We start from the raw sequence: 22,844 nt of genomic DNA on the forward strand, positions 1-22,844 counted from the left end.
TTCTCTACAGAATAGCTCTCTAAAAATAACACATAGAATTTTGTCTACTCTTTTTTGTCATAATTAAATTATTTTTCTTTCTTTACACAATCGGTTGCGAAATAATTTTGCGGTATAAAATTATAGTTATTAATCTATTAATAAACATCTTATGAAAAAATCACTCCTCTTCTTTGAAACTATTATAATTTTATGCCTTTCAATTCATTGTAATGCACAAACAACCGTAGAAAAATACATTTTTCAGAATTCAAATTTAAGTTTTGAAGCCCGCGCAAATGATTTGGTTAGCCATTTAACACTGGAAGAGAAAGTATCCCAAATGCTGAATTCTTCACCTGCTATTCCGCGATTGAGTATTCCGGCTTATGACTGGTGGAATGAAACACTTCATGGCGTTGCAAGAACTCCTTTTAAAACTACCGTTTACCCTCAGGCGATTGCTATGGCGGCTACTTTTGATAAAAATTCGCTTTTTACAATGGCTGATTATTCAGCTTTAGAAGGAAGGGCGATTTATAATAAAGCCATTGAATCAGGCCGAACAAACGAACGATATCTTGGTCTTACCTATTGGACACCCAATATTAATATTTTTCGTGATCCTCGCTGGGGACGCGGACAGGAAACGTATGGTGAAGATCCGTTCTTGACTGCAACTTTAGGAGATTTTTTTGTTAAAGGACTTCAGGGCGATGATCCAAAATATTTAAAAGCGGCAGCATGTGCTAAACATTATGCGGTTCACAGCGGCCCGGAGCCTTTGCGCCATACGTTTGATGTTGATGTAACACCTTATGAACTTTGGGATACCTATTTACCTGCCTTTAAAAAACTGATAACCGAATCAAAAGTTGCAGGTGTTATGTGTGCCTACAACGCTTTTAGAACCCAGCCTTGTTGTGCCAGCGATATTTTAATGACTGATATTTTACGCAATCAATGGAAGTTTGAGGGTTATGTAACATCCGATTGTTGGGCGATTGACGACTTCTTTAAAAATCATAAAACACATCCGGATGCAGCTTCAGCTTCCGCCGATGCCGTTTTTCACGGAACAGATATCGACTGTGGAACGGATGCTTATAAAGCTTTGGTACAAGTAGTAAAAACCGGAAAAATACCGGAATCCCAAATTGATATTTCGGTAAAACGCCTATATATGATCCGTTTTAGATTAGGAATGTTTGATCCTGTCGAAATGGTGAAATATGCCCAAACACCAGCTTCTGTTTTAGAAAGTCCTGCACATCAGGAACATGCTTTAAAAATGGCCAGACAATCGATGGTTTTGCTTAAAAATGAAAACAATACATTACCTCTGAACAAAAAAATTAAAAAGATAGCTGTTTTAGGACCAAACGCAGATAACCATATTTCTATTTTAGGAAATTACAACGGAACTCCCTCAAAATTAACTACTGTTTTACAAGGAATTAAAGATAAATTAGGCGCAAATACCGAAGTTATCTATGAGAAAGCAATCAACTTTACAAATGATACTTTATTAGTATATGCCGATGTTAAAAACCAATATGCTTTTGAAGGAAAACAAGGTTTTAAAGCAGAATATTTCAACAATAAGGATCTTGCAGGGAAACCGGAAATTACACGAACAGAAACCGAATTAAATCATTTTTGGCAGGAAGGCCAGGCAGTGGTTTCAAACATCAATGCCAATAATTTTTCGGCACGATATACGACCAACTTTAAGGCAGCTGAAAATGGAAGCATCACTTTTGAACTGACTGCAGATGATGGCTATCGTTTTCTTGTGAATGGAAAAGAAGAACTAAATGCCTGGTCAAAAAACAGATGGGGCGGGCAAACTTTTGAATTAAAAACAACAAAAGGAACCGTTTATAATTTGGTTGTTGAATACTGGCAGGGAGAAGGAAAAGGAAATGTTGCCCTGAATGCCGGCAATTATAAAAAAACAGATTTTATGGTTCTTGTCAATCGCTTAAAAGATGTCGATGCCTTTGTTTTTGCAGGTGGAATTTCACCTCAACTGGAGGGCGAAGAAATGAAAGTGAATTTTCCGGGATTTAAAGGAGGGGATCGTACTTCGATTTTGTTGCCTGCAGTACAAACCGATTTAATGAAAGCACTCAAAAAGACCGAAAAACCAGTTATTTTTGTGATGATGACGGGAAGCGCAATTGCGATTCCTTGGGAAGCTCAAAATGTTTCTGCTATTGTAAACGCATGGTATGGCGGACAGGCAGCGGGAACTGCGGTTGCTGATATTCTTTTTGGCGATTATAATCCGGCCGGAAGATTGCCCATTACTTTTTACAAAGGCGATTCTGACTTACCAGAATTTGTAGATTATAAAATGGATAACAGAACGTATCGTTATTTTAAAGGAACACCGCTTTATGGTTTTGGATACGGTTTGAGTTATACTTCTTTTAAATATGATCAGTTAAAAATGCCATCAAAAATTAGTAAAGGAAAGCCTGTTTCTGTTTCTGTACGCATTACGAATACAGGGAAAATGGCTGGTGAAGAAGTCGCGCAATTGTATGTTATCAATCAAAATTCAGCCATAAAAGCGCCTTTAAAAACTTTGAAAGGATTTGAACGAATTAATCTTAACTCAGGTGAAAGTAAAACGATAACTTTTACACTTTCTCCTGAAGATTTGTCGCACGTTACTGAAGAAGGTATTTATCAGGAATTCAATGGCAAAATTAAAATTGCAATTGGCGGTCATCAGCCTGATGAACCTAATAAATCGACCAGTACTATTTTGACCTCAACCCTTTTAATTCAATAACACAAAACTAATCTTTACTATGAAGTTGTTTATGAAGCGTTAGCACAGGAGCCTGATTTAATTTCATTATTCCCGTTTCCGGTCGGTCTAACGCTAAAATTAGAAACATCACCGATGCAAAAATAATAGAAATAAAAACTGCCAGAACATGATTTTTTTTGCCTGAAATTCCGAATTGATAACCGAGAATGAGCATCGTAAATAAAGTTATGATAAACAGGACCCATAAAATTGTGACAGGTATACGATATTCGAATGTAAAGGTCACGCGTTTGTTGTAAACATCAATCAATTCGTTTATTGAACCCGTATAAAGTGAATAGGCCTCCGAACTGCGATCTTGTGCTGCTAAAGCTTCAGAATAGCTCCAAAGTGAATCTAGAATAGTTTGCGATTTTGTTTTCAGGTTTTCTAAATTTTTAACTGAGAGATCTTTAAACAAAGTAGCACGTAAGTCTGTATATTCTATTAAAAGTTTTCGAGAAGAAGAACGATACGGTTCCGGTATTAATCCGGATTGTAAGTAGGCCGTTCTTATAGTAGTCACTTCTTCAAGCAGCAGCTCCTTTCTGTTATTGTAACGATTGTCTACAATCTGAAAAGTAAAAGCCAGCATAAAAGCCAAAAGTCCAAGTGCCGCTCCCACTACTGATCCTACCGGAGAATCATTTACTTTCCCTGATTTATTCTTAACAAACAAACCGTAATATTGGCCTGCAAGAATAGGTATTAAAATACTTAAGAAAGGAATAATAAACATTCCCAGGATCTCAAAAAAACTTACATTAATCATTGTTCTTTCGTATTTGGATTAAAACTGGCTAATCAAATATAATCTTTATTCCGAAATCCAAAACCTATTGACTTTCAAAATATTACAATTATTATTTTTCTTTTCTATTTGAAATTAAATCAAACATTATTCTGAACGAAAAAAGAAAAATAATAAGATTTTTTTTCTAAATTTGATTGTAGAAATTTGCTTTCTATACGATTTCCCCAAATCATTTTTTTTATTACCTCAACCTGCATTGACCTTTTTTGGCAAATAGTAGTAACGAAAAATGAAAAAAAATGAAAAATTTTACTCTAACAATCTTTTTAATTTCCTTCTTTATTGTTTCTTCCTTTGGGTTTTCAAAGGATAATTCTCTTTTGGAAAACAAGAGATTTGCTTTTTTTATTCCCTATAGTGCTGGCACTAAATATGTTGCGCCTACTATTAGCGATGCAACCATAGTGGCGTTCTTTAAAAAATATTCTCAATTAAAAGACTATCAAAACGATGTCTCGACGTTATACAAAGAGAGATCTTACAAGTCAATTTGGTATGATGGGAATGACATAAACGAATTTGGGCATTTAATGTATCATAAACTGAACTCTACTTACGAAGAAGGTGTTCAGGTGAGGATTCCGTATAAAGATAAAATCGACAAGGTTTTTGATGAAGATACAACTGAAAAGATTTCAGACACCGACACAGAACTTTTATTAAGTTCTATGTATATACTATATGCAAAACATGTATTTCAGGGAATGGATGCGGCTGAACAAAATAAAATCGAATGGTATTTACCAAAGAAAAAACTTTCTTACCAGACCTTATTAGATTCGATTGTTACCAATCCAAATTTATTAGATCAAAATAATCATATCCTTTTTAGTCAATATTACAAACTTCAGGATGTTCTAAAAAAATACAGGGAAATTGAAAAAAACAATACCTGGAAAACTATAACAATGCCGGATCCGTACAAAGATTTGAGACCAGATGATACGGGAGTCACAATTCAGGACGTAAGAACACGACTTTTTGTAATTGGTGATTTGGCACAGGATTCTAAAAGTAATTTTTATGATCAGGAATTAATGGATGGTGTTATGAAGTACAAACTACGCCACGTCCTTACTCCAAATTATATTATTACAAAAGAACATATTAATCAAATGAACGAACCTATTAGCGACCGTATTAAAACTTTGATGCTAAATATGGAACGCTGTAGATGGATTCCGCCAACATTAGAAAATCAGGATGAATATGTAATGGTTAACATTCCGTCGTTTAGGTTGTATTTTGTCCGAAATGGAAATTACGATATCGTATCCAAAGTTTTTATTGGAACGCCATTGACCAAAACCGTCATCTTTAGTGGTCAGATTGATCGCATTGTTTTTAGCCCTTATTGGTATGTTCCCGCAAGTATCATTAAAAATGAATTACAGTTAAAAATTGCGGAAGATAAAAATTATCTAGCGGATCATAATATGGAATGGAATGGCGGAAACGTAAGACAAAAGCCAGGTCCTGAAAATGCTTTGGGACTTGTAAAATTTATGTTCCCAAATCCGAATGATATTTATATGCATGACACGCCTTCTAAAACTTTGTTTGGATTTGAGAAACGTATTTTTAGTCACGGCTGTATCAATGTCGAAAAAGCAAAAGATCTGGCTGTTGCCATGATGAAAGATTATCCGGAATGGACGATTGATAAGATTAATGCGGCGATGAGTGGTGAAAAAGAAACGCCATTCAAGCTAACTAAAAAAATCCCAATCTATATAGGTTATTTCACTGCCTGGGTAAGTAAAGAAGGGGATATTGGTTTCTTTCCCGATGTTTATGAACGTGATGTTAAGTTGAACGCCTTGCTTTTTCCTTTGGATACCGGGTATAAGACGGCGAATAAGTAGATTTTTTTTTAGAAAATAGAGTATTAGAGCAAAGAATAAAGAATAAAGATTGATGTTTTTTATTTTTTAGAATTACTTTTCTCTGCGTATTTATCCAAAATATATCGCGTTACAGGTCTGAGTGGTTTATCGTTTTCAGGATGTCTTCCGTGCGTGTTAAAGAAATCTGCTCTGTTACCTATCTTGGCGTACCAGATAATTGCTTCACCGTTTTTAAAACAATTTGTAGTATCATAAACGATAATTTTTTTAAGAGCAAATTTATTTTCATTGTATGCTTCTACTCCATTATTAACCAAAAATTCATCTGTGCTCAAATCACAATCGACTTTTTCATAATGATCGTGTGCCCACTGCATGCATTTATTTCTTGTGAAAGCAAAATAAATTGTTGCTGCTATTAAACAAAAAATAACGGATGTAATAATCATAGCTAGTTTTGATCTGTTAAATAACTTTTCTAAGAAACTGTGTTTAATGTTACTTTGAAAACTTATTGGTAAATTTTCTCTTTCTATAACAATCTTATCGTCTTCTTTTCTTCCTTCCTTATTTACATCCGATTTTAAAGAAATATTGCTCCCCAATTCTTCCTTTTCCTCACTTTCTCCACTTCCTATACTAATAGTTTTTTTAAATTTATAAAAAGGACGATCTTCAAAACCCACCAAAATTGCAGCCAATTCAAAAGTGGCACTTTTTGCAGGCTCTTTATCTCCTCTTAAAAAAGCTCCTACTTTCTTAAATTTATTGGTATATGGAATTGAAGTATCTTCCTCTTTTGAATTGAATTCAGATTTAAAAAAATTACGATACACAATTAAATCATGTTCGTTAGGTTTCGAATTAAAGATTTCCCAACACAAATCTCTTAAAAGTGCCTGCGAAGGATTATTTAAATAATGTGAATGTTCTCCCTCAGTTTTTACACTTCTGTATTTTTTTCTAATAGCTTCCTTGTAAACATTTTCAATCTCATTTTGAGTAATTTTTTTCATAGGCCTTTAGGATTTTTAGGATCTTATCTCAAATTTTTTAGGATTTTCAGGATTTTTTCAGGAATCTCAGGAAAGTTAATACATCCCGGATTTCCGTATCGATACAGAATTATAATCGTATTTCCTTTGTATCAGAAATTAGTTATTGTTCGATATCGCGATAAGAACAAATGTACAAAACTAGTTCACTTAAAAAGTATGGAAAACCGTAAGACGGAGTTTATCCGGGAAGTATAGATAAAATCTTACTGTTCTACATACTTCACTTCCCAAGCAATTTGGTGTTGCTATAACAAAATTCAGAACCATTCTGAACGGCAATGCCCTTTAACTAAATTTTAAATCATAAAAAAATGAAAACATTATTTACATTGGGAGCGTGCGCGCTATTGAGTCTTACAATTTTCTCTTGTACGTCTGATGATTTTGAAAACGAAAGCAAAGGCAAAACTACGATCGTGGTCGAAAAAGATACCACGGAAACGACTTATGCAACAGGTCCGGATGATGACCCTATTGAGGTCCCGGTACCACCAGTAAAAAAACCATAAATAACGATCTTAATTTCTAATTAATGATTATTTTCGGGGAAAGTAACTTCTATGCTACGATCCCCGTTTTTATATCTTTTATTTTTCCTGTTTTTCATTTCGTGTAAAGAAAAAACATTTGGACCTATTAATAATAATGGGCCAATTGCAAAAGAAGCTACCGCCGAAAGAGATAAAGGAATAGCGAATTTAGAGAGGAAAAACTACAACAGTGCTTTTTACAACTTTAATAAATCAAAAATTGATTTTGAAACTTTAAAAGATAGTGCCAACATTATTTTCAATTTGATTAAGATGGCTTCTATCCAACAAATTAATGGAGATTATTACGGAAGTAAAGAAACCTTAACTGAAGCATTGCCTTATTTGAAAAAGAAAGACATTTACAGTGCCTCAATTAATAACTTCTTTGGGATCGCTGATAAAGAACTTTCCAATTATGATGATGCTATTTATTATTATAATGAAGCGATAAAAGATCTGCAAGACTCCTCTTCAAAAGTACCTCCTTTGAACAATATTGCGGTTCTTTATGTACTGCAGAAAAAGTACGACAAAGCGATTCCAATTTTAGAATCAATTCTTCAACAAGAAACATCCAAAAGTAAATTATCATCTAAAAGTAAAGCGCGAGTTCTGGACAATTTGGGATTTGCCTATTTTAAAATAGAGAAAAATACAGAAGGACTTTCTTTAATCAATCAAAGTCTTGCAATAAGAAATCAAAACGATGACTCATACGGCAGTCTTCAGAGTTATTTGCATTTAGCCGAATATTACTCTACAACCGATTCTAAAAAGTCTAATGAATATGCCCAATTAGCTTGCCAAATTGCCACAAAACTCAATAGCGTTGATGAACGATTAGAAGCTCTATCTTTTTTAATGACAAACAATTCTAGTAACAATACAGCTTATGCAAAAAAATATGTTGTTTTAAACGACAGTATTATCAAAATCAGGAACAACTTCAAGAACAAATTTGCAAAGATTAAATACGATTCGAAAAAAGAAAAAGATGAAAATCAGAAGCTTCGTCTAGAAAAAGCGGAAAACTTGTTATCACTTCAGGAAGCAAAATATCAAAAGATAGTAGCTGGAATCGGAATCATCTTTTTGATTATTGTAATAGTAATTTTGGTACGATATTATAGAAATCAAAGCCGAATTGAAAAAATAAAAACATCATACGATACTGAAACCCGAATTGCGAAGGATATTCATGATGAACTCGCCAATGATGTTTTTTATGCCATCACTTTTGCACAAACACAATCTTTGACGAAAGAAGATATAAAAGAAACTTTACTGCAAAAACTCAATCATATTTATACTCGCGTTCGTGGCATTTCAAGAGAAAACAATACTATTGAAACCGGAGCAAATTATGCAATTCACTTAAAAGAAATGCTTTCTACCTATAATAGCGACAGTACAAATATTATTATTAATAGTATCGAAAAAGTAAATTGGGACACTATTGATGAAATTAAAAAAATAACTATTCACAGAGTGCTTCAGGAATTAATGGTAAATATGAAAAAACACAGCGAAGCTTCGTTAGTAGTTTTAAAGTTTGAAAATACTGCAAATGCTATCACAATTCATTATACAGACAACGGAAAAGGCTTTGAAAAAAATAAAATTGCCAAAAATGGCCTACAAAATATGGAAAACCGTATTCTGGCCATAAAAGGAACTATTACTTTTGACACTGAACCAGAAAAAGGATTCAAAGTAAAAATATCCATGCCTAAATAAATGCCTTATGTTTAAAAAAGTAATAATAGCTGAAGATCTGGATGCCATCAGTTTAGGAGTCGAACAAGTCGTAAAAGATTTAGATATTGCAGATTTTCATCATTCAAAATATTGTGATGATGCTTTTCTTAAAATACGCGCGGCTATTCATCAAAATGAACCATATGATTTATTAATTAGTGACCTTTCCTTTAAGACAAATCAACGGGAAGTAAAAATTGCCAATGGTGACGAATTGGTCCAGAAAGTTCGGGAGTTACAGCCTGACATCAAAATTATAGCCTATTCGGTTGAAGATAAAAATTACCGAATTAAATCTCTTTTTGACCATGCCCAAATTGATGCTTTTGTATTAAAAGGCCTCAACAGTATTGAAGAATTGAAAAAAGCAATTCGCATTACCTCAACTTCAGATCAAAAATTTATTTCGCCCGAAGTTGCTTCTGCCCTTCAGGAAAAGAACAATTTTGAAATAGATGATTTAGACATTCAGATTTTAAAACATTTATCATCCGGAACTCCGCAAGATGAAATTATTCAGATTTTTAAAGATTTAGGTATAAAACCCAACAGCAAAAGTGCTATGGAAAAAAGACTTTCTAAACTAAAAGATTTTTTCAAAGCAAATAATACCGTGCAATTGGTTTTTATTGCAAAAGATATGGGTATTATTTAAAATCTCATTACTTCACAATTTTCAAAGCTCCTTCGGGGGCTTTTTTTTATTTCTGAAAACTTAAAATTTTGAGATTATGGATTTCCGTAAAATACTGGTTTTAAATAGGTTTAAGTTTGGATTATTAATCTAAACTCAAAAAATATGGAAATCAACATTCAACTTAAATCACTGGCTGACAAAATCACACAGCTTAAAAGCAAAATTGAGACCGAAGAGTCTACAAAACATGCCTTTGTATTACCCTTTATCCATATTTTAGGATATGATGCTTTTAATCCACTAGAAGTTGTTCCAGAATTTACAGCTGATCTGGGACTTAAAAAGGGAGAAAAAGTAGATTATGCAATTTTTCAAAATGGTGAGCCCATTATTATTGTTGAATGTAAAAGTTGGAAAGAAAAATTGACCGTTCATAATTCGCAATTATTTCGATATTTCCATGTTACTAAAACAAGATTTGCACTATTAACAAATGGAATTACTTATCAATTCTTTACGGATTTGGATGATCAAAATAAAATGGATGAAAAACCATTTTTGGAATTTGATATTACCAACCTTAAAGAAAATACCATCAATGAAATTGCAAAATTTCATAAAACAAATTTTAATGTTGACAATATTGTAAGTAATGCCAGTTCGCTGAAATATATCAAAGAAATTAAAAAGCAAATCAACGCCGAATTAGAAAATCCTTCTAATGATTTCACTAAACTTTTTGCGAATAAAGTTTATACCGGAAGACTTACGGAAAAAGTCGTGGATGAATTTAAAGATTTAGTTCAAAAATCAGTTAGCCAATATATTAATGAAAAAATTAATGATAGATTAAATGCTGCTCTTACTAAGGAAACCATTAAACAGCAGGACGAAGAAATTACAGCAGTCGAAGAAGATAATAAAGTTAATACAACTGATGAAGAACTAGACGGCTATCGTATCGTAGTTGCCATTTTGCGACGAAAATTGCCAACTAACCGAATAGTACATCGCGATACGCAATCTTATTTTGGAGTTTTATTAGATGACAATAATCGTAAACCTTTATGCAGACTTCATTTAAATGGAGGTAAAAAATATATTAGTCTTTTTAACGACAATAAGAATGAAACAAAATCCGCTCTTTCAAGTATCGACGACATTTATCAATTTGAAAAAGAATTATTAGAAACTGTTGCGTTATATGAAACCGAACAAAGTAATTAATCCCGTATAAATACGCATTTATAAAATATCCTTTCCAATTACTTTTATCGGGCATTAAATACTTTACAAAAAGCCTATGCTAAAAAACTACTTACTATCATTTTTCCTGGTAACTATCGTTTCCTGCAAAAAAGTAGCTGATCCACCTCCTCAAAAAATAAACACGTTTTACAAGGAGGTGATTACGGCTGACGATCGCAAAACTATTACTCCGGAAGAAGCTAAAACCTATCATGTAGATAATGTTTATGAATACAAATACAGGACAGGGAATTCCGGACATTATGAATATAATTATGACGTAAAAGGAATAAACAGCGTTGGTGATTCTGTTTTCGGAAACATTAACGTTTCCGGAAAATATGGTGCCGGAATATTGATTAATGATTCTATTTCTGATCTTGAAATTAATACCGAGTGGATCTCTTTTGGAAAACTAAAAGCAACTGATAAAAAAGGAAATGAATACCAATTAATCGTCAAATAAAAGTCGCCCGAATGAAATATACCCTACTCTTTTTATTTATGTTCCTGACCTCTTTTCATCCCGTTGAGACCAAAGTATATATCTGCGGTCCAACGGGAGCAAAGAAATATCATTATAATGAAAATTGCCGCGGACTCACCGCCTGTAGGCACGTACTAACAAAAGTAACACTTGCCCAGGCACAAGGCTACGGATTAACACTCTGCGGTTGGGAAGACTGATAACTTTTTAACCTAAACAAAATCTCTTAACAATTTAATAATCTTACCATTACGATCAATTCACATTAGTTTTATTAATTTGAGTAAAACTAAATATTATGAAATTCTTTAATCTAAATTTCTTGGTTTCATTCAAAGAATGGCTTTTTTTAAGAGCGATGCATTCTACTTTCCTTCACTAATAAATTTATTAGTTTAAAATAAATTATTAGTTTAAAAAATAAGGAAAGTCAATTGAATGAATAAAGTTGAGAAGTCATTTTTACACAAAGACCAATTTGGACAAGATTTCTTGTGGGGTGTTTCTACCGCTGCTTTCCAAATTGAAGGAGCACATGATGCTGACGGAAAAGGTTCTTCAATCTGGGACGTTTTTACCTCACAAAAGGGAAAAGTAAAAAACGGTCATCATGCCTTAACGGCTTGCGATTTTTATAATTCGTACCAAAAAGATATTGATTTAATAAGTCATTTAAATATTCCGAATTTCAGATTTTCGATCAGCTGGCCCAGAATTATGCCAACCGGAACGCATCCTGTAAATCAGGCCGGAATTGACTATTACAACAAAATTATTGATTCTTTACTCGAACAAGGTATCGAGCCCTGGGTAACGCTTTATCATTGGGATTTGCCACACGCACTCGAAGTAAACGGCGGATGGACCAATCGTGATTCGGTTTCCTGGTTTTCTGACTATGTCGAGGTTTGTGCAAAACACTTTGGCGATCGTGTAAAAAACTGGATGGTCATTAACGAGCCTTCCGTTTTTACCGGAGCGGGTTACTTTCTGGGAATTCACGCTCCCGGAAAAAAAGGAATTACCAATTACCTAAAAGCCATGCATCATGTAACCTTGGCCACAGCTGCCGGCGGCAAAATACTTAGAGATAAAGTAGCTGATGCTAACATCGGAACTACTTTTTCCTGTACGCATATCGAGCCTTTTTCTCAAAACGCAAAAGATATCGAAGCCGCAAAACGCGTTGATACTTTACTGAACAGAACTTTTATAGAACCTATTTTAGGACTGGGTTATCCTCAAAATGATTTGGCAGTACTTAAAAAACTGAACAATTATATCAAAGAAGATGACCTCAACAATCTGGCGTTTGATTTTGATTTTATCGGACTTCAATGTTACACGCGCGAAGTAGTAAAAGCTTCGTTATTGACGCCCTACATTGGTGCCGAATTAATCAGTGCCGAAAAAAGAAATGTCATCGCCACCGATATGGGTTGGGAAGTTTACCCTCCTGCCCTATATCATATCTTAAAAAGATTTAATGCATATGAAGGCATTCGAAAAATTATAATTACAGAGAATGGCGCCGCTTTTCCGGACACTGTTACCAATGGAAAAGTTTACGACATTAAACGTACGCACTTTATTCAGGATCATTTAGAGCAAATTCTGAAGGCCAAAGAAGACGGTTTGAATGTTGAAGGTTATTTTGTGTGGAGCCTTACGGATAACTTTGAGTGGGCCGAAGGTTACAATGCAAGATTCGGATTAATACACGTTGACTTTGAAACACAAAAAAGAACCATCAAGCATTCCGGTTTATGGTTTCGCGATTTCTTATCTTAAATAAACGTTCTGATAAACTTAAAATAGCAATCTTATGGAAATCAATTGGCTTATTATTTCAGCAATCGTAATTGGAGTTGCTATATTAGTTTATTTTCTAATCAAGCAAAATAAAAAAGACCGCAAAAAGATCGAAGAAGAGTTAAACTATACTAAAGAATCTGAGGAAGTGGAGATTAATGATGATCATAATTTATAAGGAGTCTTTAGTAAGAAGATCAAACCACTTTTGCCACATAATTTACCTTAAAACTAATTACTCAAATTCATCGTACCCGCTGGTAGCACAAATTACAACTTTTTTTCTCGCCATTTAATAGATGCAATTGCGCTCCTATATTGTTCCATATAAGCACCATCCAATTCATAATTTTTATCGTTTTCAATAGATAATAATTTCTTTTTAGCTCGTTCATTTCCGATTATGGATAGAATTTCAAGTCTGGCTAAAACTTCCTCAGTATCAAATTTTTTATATTTTTCTGTTTCTAATGAATTTAGAAATTCTGTTTGTGTTTTTTCTGAAATTTTTGTTTCAACTTTCAAAGGCTTTACGCCAAGAGAAATTATTGAATTGTTTTTAATAGTAATAATTTCTTCAGCAACTTTTACGTTATTCCATTCCCATTTGTCATTTGTTGGAAGTTTGTTAAGTTCGATTATTTGTAATTTATCATTTTCAAATTTAAGTTCACAAGTTTGAATTGCATCGTAACCACTGATTAGTTTTTTGGATTTACAATCAAATATTCCAAATTCAAAGTATTCATTATTTTCTTCATAACCACAAATAGAAATTGAGTTATTATCTGAAAAAGTAAATATTTTTATAGTTTTTTCTTTAAGTTCATTATAACATTTACAATCTCTTATATCAGTTTTGTTTTTAATATTTTGCAAACTTTGAATGATTGTTTTTTGTTCAACTTCTTTCTGCTTGCAACTAATAAATGTAAATGTTAATAATATGATTAATGTTGATTTCATTCAGTTTTTTATAATGACTATCAATGTTCTTGCTACAACGCATTTGCGACTAAATTAAGCCTTTTGTTTCTAATCAACATAACCTTCATAATCTATCTCTTTAAGGCTATAATTTTCAAATTTAAAAATGAATGCCGATGTTGCTTCTGAGTCTCCAACTTTTACCAAATTAGAATTCAATTTTGTCTTTACTATTTTTTCAAAATCTTTTTTATTGATTCCAATTTTTATAGAATTTGCCAGTTCAAATTCTGAATTGAGAATTTTTGCTTCAAATATCCATTCTTCACTTACCGCTTTGTATGATTTAATATTGATTTTATCAAATTTAAAAGTTTTAATTGTATCTATTACATTGTCTACATGTCTATTATTAACCAACTCTTTTTCAATTGTAAATTTTGGGCTTTTGACAAGCTCATTTAAATCAGTTTCCATTTTGGCTAATAAAGTATCGTTTGCAATGTACTGCTCCTGAATGACTTCTTTTTCAATTTTCTTATCGGGATTTTTATGTTCCGAAGAATGTTTACTTTCTTTTGCTTTTTGACTGCAGGAAATTAATACTAATAAAAATGCAAAAAATGGGAAGAGTTGCTTCATAATTTATCTTATAATTATATTAGACCAAATTATATTTTTCTTTTTCTGCTGTTCTTTGAATCTATCTAGAGTCTTATTTATTTTCCACACCAATTTGCTCAATTCTATTATCCGTCTCTTTAACGTCATACTTAACCAATAAAAAAGCTAAAATAATTCCTAAGACAATTAAAAATGCGGAGTATTCTTTAAAAGGTTCCACACGCAAATATTCTGGAAGTAGCGGATTTTCACTTGGACTTCCTATTTTCGAAAGTAACAAACATAATCCAATACTAAAAGTTACGATACAGCTTAATAATATCATTAAATCAACTTTTAATATTTCTGCTAAGCTATTTATTTTTCTTTTATAATTAATTAGTAATCCAATAAATGGTATTAACGATATAATAAAATAATCAAGAGTATTTGTGCCAACACCAAAAAAGTATCCTGTTTTGTTTTGTATAAATTTAGCAAGTCCAAAAATAGAAGTTGGTCCTATTATAAAATTCAATATAGTGAATAACACAAATGATATTGCTATTGATATGCAAAGCTGATTTTTATTTAAACTGTTTAACATCTATGTTCTATATATTTGAAATAAAACCAACTATCTTTGAAATCTAAATTTATACTGCTGTTTTAAAATGCCAATATGAATCTTGCCGTTCTCTTTTAAATGCGCAGTCAAAAGAATAAATTTTTCTTCGGGGTACTTTACATCATAAATAAAGACCGTATCTTTTACTTTAACCTGAAGCAGGTGTTTTCCATCACCAGATGTTGACAAAGCAACTGTTTCATATGAAGGCAGCGCATTTGTTGCATTCAAGTTAATATCCTGAACTTTCTTTTTATCCAGAAGTATTTCAAGTTTTAATTTATCAAGTTTCATATTCGTTGGCTGTTCAAACGAGACAACATATTTTTTACAACCGAAAGCGCACAAAACAAGTAGTAGTATTAGAAGCTTTTTCATGAAAAATGTTTTTAGTTAGAAGTGATCAAAATCTGTTGAATGTTTTATAAATATAAATAATTTTATTACAATTTAATTATCTGTAATAAAGCAAATTTTATCATTTTTCATAGCATTTATTCGACAACAAAAAATTCATAAAAAATATGCGTTTTTGAGCAAAAAAAATCGCTATTTCCTTGATATTTATTAGGTTTAACGAATTATTTTTCTTATCTTTATAGTATAAATAACAGATCATATATGCCAAAAAACAAACTATTTCAACGCCCAAATTCCTTCTTAAAAATTTATTCTTTTCTGCATTTTATTTTTCAAAATGCATCCTTTTTTTATTTAGAAACTTTGCTTTCTAATCTTTTTTCTGCACAAAATATAAAAGCGCAGAAGACATCAGAGCAACCGCTCCAATTCCTATCGTAATTATTTTTCGTGGATATATTTTCTGACCTATTTTTTTAGAAAATGTAGTTGCAAAATCAAACCAAAGATTTCCTTTTTTAGGTTGCTCTTTTGACTCTTCATGTTCCTTTTTCACTAAACACTCTACGCCTATGACTTCTTTCTCTATTTCAACACTTGCATTAGCTTTATTCGCAATCTCAATTTGTTTTGCTTCTTCAATTCTACATTTTTCATTAAATTTTTTAAAAGGTCGCGGTTGAAAATCGACCATAACTGCTGCGAGATTTATTGCATCAATATTTGATGGATCTGTTTCGCCTTTAAAGAAAGTTTCAATAGGCCTGAACTTGTCTTTTTGTTCCTTAAACTTATTTTTTTTTGTGTGATCAAAATCTAAACAAAATAAATTTCTAAAAACATTTAAATCCTCTTTCGTTGGGTTATTCTCGAAAATAAGCCAGCATAAATCGCGGAGTTTTCCGCGAGACGGGTTATATAAAAAATCAAAATGTTCTGCTTCTTTTTCTATCTCGTATTTAATTTTAATCGCTTTTTTATATTCTTCTAATGTATGATGCATGGTATTTTTTAAGATTTTTTGGAATCTCAGAAAAACGTAACAATTCTGATAATCCTCTATAAACAAAGACTTCAAGGCGCCCTTATTTTTCCATAGAAATTAGTTCACGTTTTATGTACTGATTAAAACAAATATATAAAACTAGTTCAAATTAAAAATGTGGAAAACCGTAAGCGAGTTGATTTCTTCAAAACGCCATTTTTTTATCTTTTTTTTAATAATCCCAGACAACCTTTTTAGTGTTTTTTATCTCTATTAAATAAAGGTCAAGTTTGGTTTTACATTCACATAACATGTTCTAACAAACCTAAATTAGTATGCATTGTATTTTGTTTTTTAGGAATTCGCGGGAATCTCAGGAAAACGCGGGAATTCTGGGAATCCCTTATAAACAAAGGGCCAAAAGCGCCTTTTCTTTGCATCAGAAATTAGTTCAAGTTTTGTCTGCAGATTAAAACAAAAATTTAAAACTAGTTCAAATTAACATTGTGGAAAACAGTAAGACCGAGTTTATTCGGGAAGTATAAATAACGTCTTACAGTTCTACACCGTTTACTTCCCAAAATCAATTTGGTGTCGCCATTAACAAGCGCCGGAATACTCCGGACGGCCATACCTATGTCTAATTTCTAAATTAAATTAAAATGAAAAAACTAATACTTTTAAGCGCTTTCGCTTTACTATTTACTATATTTTCTTGTACTCCGGATGAGATTGAAACTCAACCTAAAAAGAAAATCGAAAAGATTACTACTCCTATCCAGGCTGGTAGCCCTGATCCTGATGGTCCTGGTGACGGTACTCCGCCCCCACCAACTCCACCAATTCCAACGAAACCATAAAAGATTAAGATCAATAAATATATATTTTTAGTATTTAATTAATTACTATTTTCGGGGAAAGTAAATTTATATGTTACGGTCCCCGTTTTTTTATTTCATTATACTTCTTTTTCTTTTTTCCTGTCAGGAAAAAAAGACCATTACTACTAATTTAGAATCCATACAAAAAGAAGCAGGGAGCTTACGAGATCAGGGAATCACAAACTATGGAAAACAAAATTTTAACGTTGCTTTTTATGAGTTTAACAAATCCAAAATATTATTTGAAACATTAAAAGACAGCACCAATATCGGCTATATACTTATTCAAATGGCCTCTATTCAGCAAGTCAATGGAGACTATTACGGAAGTAAGGAGACCGTGACTGAAGCATTAACTTATTTTAAAAAAAATAGCGTTTATACCGCTTACATTTATAATATACTTGGTATTGCTGACAAAGAGCTTTCTCTTTATAGTGATGCCATTTTTTACTATAAAGAGTCTGCAAAAGAATACACCGATTCTATCGAAAAACAAATCCCTCTAAGTAATCTGGCACCAATTTATATTCAGCAAAAAAAATACAATAAGGCCATTACACTTCTTGAATCAATTTTAGGCAAGAAACTTTTGGAAGATGAAGCCGGAGCATCTACTAAAGCCCGAATACAAGACAATTTAGGTTATGCCTATTTTAAAAACGGAATGAATGAAAAAGGATTCTTTTTAATGAGTGAAGCCCTCCAGACAAGAAACGAAATGAAGGATACTTATGGCAGTATTGAAAGTTATTTACACCTGGCTGATTACTTTTCCAAAAAAGACATTCAAAAATCAGATGAAAATGCTTTTACGGCTTACAATATTGCTACAAAACTAAATAGTGTTGATGAAAGATTGGAAGCGCTCCAAATTATAATTTCAAATAATCACAGCGCGCATCACAGCAAATACGTGCAAAAGTATTTTACACTAAACGATAGCATCATTAAGGTTAGAAATAATTTTAAAAATAAATTTGCAAAAATCAAATACGATGCTAAAATAGAAAAAGATGAAAACGTAAAACTTCGTTTAGAAAAAGCAGAAAATCTATTATCACTTCAGAAAGAAAAATACCTGCGAATTGTATTTGTAATTGCTTTTATCTTTTTAGTCATTTTAATAGCCATTTTAATTCGCTATTATAAAAATAAAAACAAGGCTATAGAATTTAAAACTTCATATAACACCGAAACCCGAATTGCGAAAAAAATCCACGACGAACTAGCAAACGATGTCTATCATGTTATTGCTTTTGCCGAATCTCAGTCCTTATCAACGGAAAGTACCAAAGAGAATTTACTCCAGAAATTAGATGATATTTACGGACGCGTGAGAGGAATTTCGAAAGAAAACAATAGAATTGAGACAGGAATCGACTTTACCAAGAGCATGAAGGAAATGCTTTCGACTTATAATACAACTGAAAGAAACATTATTGTCAATAATTTAGAAGATATCAACTGGGAAATTATCGATGATACTAAAAAGATTACCATTAGTCGCATTTTACAGGAATTAATGGTGAATATGAAGAAACACAGTAAGGCAAGTCTAGTTCTAATAAAATTTGAAAATGACCCCAAATCTATTTTGATACAGTATACTGATAATGGTATAGGATGCGAAAAAACGAAGATGATAAAAAATGGTCTCCTAAACATGGAAAGCCGTATTCAGGCTGTTAAAGGAACTATTGATTTTGATACAGAACCTGAAAAAGGGTTTAAGGTCAAAATATCGATGCCGAAATAAAGTGAAATTCCAATATTTAAATTCTAAATTTTAAATTCCAAACCCCAAATTCTATACTCTATATTCTATACTTTATAACTAAAAACAATTATCATTTGTATCCTGATAAAGCATTACTTTATCATAAATGACTTTTACTTGAGTATCACCAAAGCCATAAATACTTTCCCTATTACAGAACTCTTTAAACACTTTATGAAAGTCAGTTGAAACATTTTTTATAATGTCTTCAATAACTTTTTCGGGTCTTCCTTTTGAGCCAACTTTTGGGAAACGTTCAATATGAGCCTTTACTACTTCCTGCAAATATGGAAAAGCAAAAGATTGATTTTTTGCTAGGTAAATTAATTGTTCAAAGTTATTGTCTTTATAGGCAGTCCATAATTCTTGTCCTAATTGTAAGTCGGCATAACTTAAAAGAACTCTATCAGCAAAGCAAGCCTGAAGCTGACTTAAATTAGCTGGTCCAAATCCATTCCAAAAATACTTATTGTTCCTGTCTAAATAGGAAGTGTGAACGGCATACACTTTTCTCTTTACTGGCAAACTATTGATCACTGAAATAATAAACCACATGTTTACCTGGCAGAATAGGTCATACTCAAACCAAAGGTTGAATTCGGAATCGCCGCGCACATTCATTATTTTTTCAAATTCATTTACAACCTTGTCGTGATACTCAGCTTCTGTAACTTCCAAATACTTTGCTCTTGAATGCCAAAAGTTTTGCAAATCATTGCCTGATAAATCTCCGTCAATAAGTGCTTCTCTAACAACGATTATATCTCCTTCAATTTTAGTCTCAGGAAAACTGTAAGCAAGAGAATCACCATTTAAAATATTATAAATCATGTTTGTGATGTTTTTTTCGCTTTACCTCTAAGGTTCTGTATACCGCAGTGGGTTGGGTATCAAAGTATGCCCATTCTTCGGATTTGCCAAATCTTCCAAATACAAAACCAACTTTCCATTTAGCCTATTGCTCAAATCCGTTGTAGTAGTTGGTGGCCGCTATTCTTTAAATTCTGAATTGTTAATAATATCAATTACTGGGTCGTAGCTTTGAATCAATCCTCTTAATTGTTCAATATTAGTTATTGTTATGTTTTTATCCCATAACCACTTGGTAATTACAATTTTATTTCCTTCCAATATAAAGTCTTTCATAGCTAATATCTGCCCAACTCCTGTATCGTATCCACTTGCAATTTGATAACTGTTAAGTGCATCTTTAATTTTTTGTGAATCAATAATATTATTATTGATAAGCTCATTTCTAAATTCTATTCGTGATTTTTCTATCCATGAAAATGATTTAAAGGTGAAATTTGAAATTATTGTTTCATAATCAGAAATTTTTTTCATTTTTGAATTTTCAATATTTTTAGTATCATAATTTAAATACAGAGTATCTATTTTTTTGCTTAACTCAATATTTTGATTATAAAATCTAGCAATAATAATATCAGTTTTATTACTATTGCCACAATAAAGAATTTTTATTCTATTCTCTAAACCTACATCAAACTGACAAACATCTTTTTCAACACCATTTTTTAAGAAATTATCATTGGTATATTTTGAAATTATTCCTCTTTGATATGCTCTTTCCCAAACATTGTTTCTCTTTATTTCAGTTAGTGACTTATCTATACTAAATAATATAATTTCAGAGTTTTTATCTTGTCTGTAAATATTTAAACTGTCAACATATTTATATTTATTAGATGTCAAAAAAGTTTTATATTGTCCAAACGAAATAAGATTTTTTAAAAGTACAAGTAAAATTATTATTGTTTTTTTTAACTTCATTTTCTACAATACATTTTTTATAATTGCCAACAACGTCCTGGGACTACCGGGTTTGGTACTAAATTAAGCCCATTCTTCGGATTTGCCAAATCACTACAAGTACAAAACCAACTTTCCATTTACCAAAATCGGTTGTATTAGTTGGTTTCACTCGTTTTTTTGTCAATAATATATTCCGATTCAACTTCAACCTTATCTTTTTCAGTCTGTTTGATTTTTAAACTTAGTATATATTTTCCACTTTCAATCTTATTATTTCCGATATCGTCGATTGGAAAACAAATTTGATGAGCCCAAAAATTTTCTCTAAACAGTTTCTTTTTGAACACTGTTAAATCATAACAATTGTCTTCCCATAATCCTTTAATTTTCTTTATTTCGCTGTAACTTTTTGGCTCAATATTTTTGAATTCTGTTTCCTGACCATTATACTTCAATTTTAGTTTTTCTATTTTGAATTTACTATTATTATAAATTCTTAACTCAAGATTTTCTTCTAATTTATTTGAGCTAATAAAGAAAAAACAGAAGAGAATAATAAGTATATTTTTCATTGGAGCAGTTTTAAAAATGAGTGATAACGTTCTGGCAATTGGTGAGATTGAGGAAAAAAGATGAGAGATTTTTCAGTTAAACACAATTTTCCAAATAAAAAACCAAATTTATATTAATTTGATTGCCTAAACCTGTTGTGCCAGTAATTTTTATAAATTTAGTTCTTTTAGCACATTTGTTTCAGGATTTAGTGTGTAAAAGCCAAAATTCTCTCCTGTGCTATTAGATGTTTTTGAATCAGTTGGAAGGCTAATCATTAAATAATTATTTGAATAGAAAAATTTTACATCCCCTACATTTACAATATTTGGCTCTCTTCTGAAAATGAGTTTTGATATTTTTGTTTGTTTCTCCATAATATATAATTCGTATGGTTCGGAGAAAGCAATTTTTGAATTGTCTTTTGAAAGAACTGGTCCATAATATTCATATGGACTTACGTTATCTTTAGCCCTTAGATCATTAACCGCATTTACTTTCAGTAAGTTTTTACTCTTGATATCCATTTCGAATAAACCACTCTTATTATCAACAGTGGTCAAGTGAAAAAGTAAACTATCATTATTGTTTGTAATTGAAAGCCCGTGTAAGTTATAAGCATTTAAATCTGTAATTTTTTTAATTCGTTTAGTAGAAATATCAATTGTATAAATATCTATGCCGTGTGGGGCTTTACTTGCTATTGGAGAATAGTTACCGAAATGCCCTGCTACTGTAAAATAAATTGATTTTCCACTTGGACTAAAAACGTATTCAAGGATTAATGATGAATCATTTGTCAAATCAACCATTTTCCTCGATTCAATATCAATTAAACATATTTTGCTTTTCGGTTCTTCTGTTAATGTTGTTGCAAGACAAGCTATTTGTTTGTTATTGGGAGAGTATATTGGTTTTATTAATGAGTATTTTGATTCAAGAGATATTTTTCTTTTTTGATTATTAATAATGTCAATTTTATAGATGTATCCTTTATTATTTTCATAATATGAACAAATAATATTTTTATTATCATTTGAAATGTCAAACTCTGGTCTATAGACATTATTTTTTGGTTCTTGTTTGCTGTCATAACAAGAAGTCATTACATAAGTAATGATGATTAAAGTGTAGTATTTCATATTTTTTGAAATCTGTATTACTGCCACTAAATTATTTATATGTATTACAAAATCATACAAAGCCCCGTGAATCAACGTAGATATATATTAATGTTAATCATATATATTTTCTTCCAAATATATTATTTTTCTTTTCTCAAATTACAAACAAATATCCATTAACAAAAACATTTTAAAAAATCCTATTCCTGTCCACTCCAGAACACTCATTTCCGT

22 protein-coding genes are annotated in these 22,844 nt (G+C 31.6%); 11 read left to right on the top strand and 11 right to left on the bottom strand.

The features are described 5' to 3' along the window. The first annotated feature begins 151 nt into the window (after positions 1-151). The gene (locus tag IRZ99_RS09090; protein ID WP_194656974.1) at positions 152-2,782 is read left to right on the top strand and encodes a glycoside hydrolase family 3 protein; all 2,631 of its coding nucleotides are present in this window, start codon (positions 152-154) and stop codon (positions 2,780-2,782) included. Positions 2,783-2,789: 7 nt separating this feature from the next. On the opposite strand, the gene IRZ99_RS09095 is transcribed toward IRZ99_RS09090, so the two are convergent. Then, entirely contained in the window at positions 2,790-3,575 is a 786-nt protein-coding gene (locus IRZ99_RS09095) for a hypothetical protein (RefSeq protein ID WP_194656975.1), read from the bottom strand. 281 nt (positions 3,576-3,856) lie between these two features. Between IRZ99_RS09095 and IRZ99_RS09100 the strand changes: the two genes are divergently transcribed. Further along, on the top strand, positions 3,857-5,482 hold the full coding sequence (locus tag IRZ99_RS09100) for a murein L,D-transpeptidase (protein ID WP_194656976.1): 1,626 nt from the start codon (positions 3,857-3,859) through the stop codon (positions 5,480-5,482). 59 nt (positions 5,483-5,541) lie between these two features. On the opposite strand, the gene IRZ99_RS09105 is transcribed toward IRZ99_RS09100, so the two are convergent. After that, on the bottom strand, positions 5,542-6,480 hold the full coding sequence (locus IRZ99_RS09105) for a hypothetical protein (protein WP_194656977.1): 939 nt from the start codon (positions 6,478-6,480) through the stop codon (positions 5,542-5,544). A 353-nt stretch (positions 6,481-6,833) separates the two neighbouring features. Between IRZ99_RS09105 and IRZ99_RS09110 the strand changes: the two genes are divergently transcribed. From IRZ99_RS09110 to IRZ99_RS09140, 7 genes are all read left to right on the top strand, one after another. Next, complete coding sequence (locus tag IRZ99_RS09110) at positions 6,834-7,031, top strand: hypothetical protein (RefSeq protein ID WP_194656978.1); 198 nt, start codon at positions 6,834-6,836, stop codon at positions 7,029-7,031. A 51-nt stretch (positions 7,032-7,082) separates the two neighbouring features. Next, positions 7,083-8,792 carry a tetratricopeptide repeat-containing sensor histidine kinase gene (locus tag IRZ99_RS09115; RefSeq protein WP_194656979.1) on the top strand — a complete coding sequence of 570 codons (1,710 nt, stop codon included), beginning with the start codon at positions 7,083-7,085 and terminating at the stop codon, positions 8,790-8,792. 7 nt (positions 8,793-8,799) lie between these two features. Further along, positions 8,800-9,468 carry a response regulator transcription factor gene (locus IRZ99_RS09120; protein WP_194656980.1) on the top strand — a complete coding sequence of 223 codons (669 nt, stop codon included), beginning with the start codon at positions 8,800-8,802 and terminating at the stop codon, positions 9,466-9,468. A gap of 144 nt (positions 9,469-9,612) precedes the next feature. After that, complete coding sequence (locus IRZ99_RS09125; RefSeq protein ID WP_194656981.1) at positions 9,613-10,677, top strand: type I restriction endonuclease; 1,065 nt, start codon at positions 9,613-9,615, stop codon at positions 10,675-10,677. Positions 10,678-10,753: 76 nt separating this feature from the next. Beyond that, positions 10,754-11,164 carry a hypothetical protein gene (locus IRZ99_RS09130; protein ID WP_194656982.1) on the top strand — a complete coding sequence of 137 codons (411 nt, stop codon included), beginning with the start codon at positions 10,754-10,756 and terminating at the stop codon, positions 11,162-11,164. 459 nt (positions 11,165-11,623) lie between these two features. Then, positions 11,624-12,976 carry a GH1 family beta-glucosidase gene (locus tag IRZ99_RS09135; protein ID WP_194656983.1) on the top strand — a complete coding sequence of 451 codons (1,353 nt, stop codon included), beginning with the start codon at positions 11,624-11,626 and terminating at the stop codon, positions 12,974-12,976. Positions 12,977-13,010: 34 nt separating this feature from the next. Further along, a complete protein-coding gene (locus IRZ99_RS09140) occupies positions 13,011-13,175 on the top strand; it encodes a hypothetical protein (protein ID WP_194656984.1) in 165 nt (54 codons plus the stop codon). Between the two features lie 92 nt (positions 13,176-13,267). Here the strand turns inward: IRZ99_RS09140 and IRZ99_RS09145 are convergent, their stop codons facing one another. The 5 genes from IRZ99_RS09145 to IRZ99_RS09165 all read right to left on the bottom strand — a co-directional run bounded on the left by IRZ99_RS09145 (position 13,268) and on the right by IRZ99_RS09165 (position 16,518). After that, positions 13,268-13,963, bottom strand: a complete 696-nt coding sequence (locus tag IRZ99_RS09145; RefSeq protein WP_194656985.1) for a hypothetical protein — start codon at positions 13,961-13,963, stop codon at positions 13,268-13,270. Positions 13,964-14,032: 69 nt separating this feature from the next. Further along, entirely contained in the window at positions 14,033-14,566 is a 534-nt protein-coding gene (locus tag IRZ99_RS09150; RefSeq protein ID WP_194656986.1) for a hypothetical protein, read from the bottom strand. Between the two features lie 73 nt (positions 14,567-14,639). Then, the gene (locus tag IRZ99_RS09155) at positions 14,640-15,134 is read right to left on the bottom strand and encodes a hypothetical protein (RefSeq protein ID WP_194656987.1); all 495 of its coding nucleotides are present in this window, start codon (positions 15,132-15,134) and stop codon (positions 14,640-14,642) included. A 30-nt stretch (positions 15,135-15,164) separates the two neighbouring features. Further along, positions 15,165-15,533, bottom strand: a complete 369-nt coding sequence (locus IRZ99_RS09160) for a hypothetical protein (RefSeq protein ID WP_194656988.1) — start codon at positions 15,531-15,533, stop codon at positions 15,165-15,167. 352 nt (positions 15,534-15,885) lie between these two features. Then, on the bottom strand, positions 15,886-16,518 hold the full coding sequence (locus tag IRZ99_RS09165; protein WP_194656989.1) for a hypothetical protein: 633 nt from the start codon (positions 16,516-16,518) through the stop codon (positions 15,886-15,888). A gap of 644 nt (positions 16,519-17,162) precedes the next feature. Here IRZ99_RS09165 and IRZ99_RS09170 point away from each other — a divergent pair. Continuing rightward, a complete protein-coding gene (locus tag IRZ99_RS09170; RefSeq protein ID WP_194656990.1) occupies positions 17,163-17,360 on the top strand; it encodes a hypothetical protein in 198 nt (65 codons plus the stop codon). Between the two features lie 70 nt (positions 17,361-17,430). Next, positions 17,431-19,140: an ATP-binding protein gene (locus tag IRZ99_RS09175; protein WP_194656991.1), complete on the top strand. Its 1,710-nt coding sequence runs from the start codon at positions 17,431-17,433 to the stop codon at positions 19,138-19,140. 78 nt (positions 19,141-19,218) lie between these two features. Here IRZ99_RS09175 and IRZ99_RS09180 read toward each other — a convergent pair whose 3' ends face one another. The 4 genes from IRZ99_RS09180 to IRZ99_RS09195 all read right to left on the bottom strand — a co-directional run bounded on the left by IRZ99_RS09180 (position 19,219) and on the right by IRZ99_RS09195 (position 22,628). Continuing rightward, positions 19,219-19,992: a DUF1835 domain-containing protein gene (locus tag IRZ99_RS09180; RefSeq protein WP_194656992.1), complete on the bottom strand. Its 774-nt coding sequence runs from the start codon at positions 19,990-19,992 to the stop codon at positions 19,219-19,221. A gap of 159 nt (positions 19,993-20,151) precedes the next feature. Then, on the bottom strand, positions 20,152-20,952 hold the full coding sequence (locus IRZ99_RS09185; protein ID WP_194656993.1) for a hypothetical protein: 801 nt from the start codon (positions 20,950-20,952) through the stop codon (positions 20,152-20,154). A 137-nt stretch (positions 20,953-21,089) separates the two neighbouring features. Continuing rightward, on the bottom strand, positions 21,090-21,506 hold the full coding sequence (locus IRZ99_RS09190; RefSeq protein ID WP_194656994.1) for a hypothetical protein: 417 nt from the start codon (positions 21,504-21,506) through the stop codon (positions 21,090-21,092). Positions 21,507-21,656: 150 nt separating this feature from the next. After that, positions 21,657-22,628 (bottom strand): hypothetical protein, encoded by a 972-nt coding sequence (locus tag IRZ99_RS09195; RefSeq protein WP_194656995.1) that lies wholly within the window; start codon positions 22,626-22,628, stop codon positions 21,657-21,659. Positions 22,629-22,844: the final 216 nt, after the last annotated feature.

This window comes from Flavobacterium sp. LC2016-12 (genome assembly GCF_015351595.1).
GTDB lineage: Bacteria > Bacteroidota > Bacteroidia > Flavobacteriales > Flavobacteriaceae > Flavobacterium.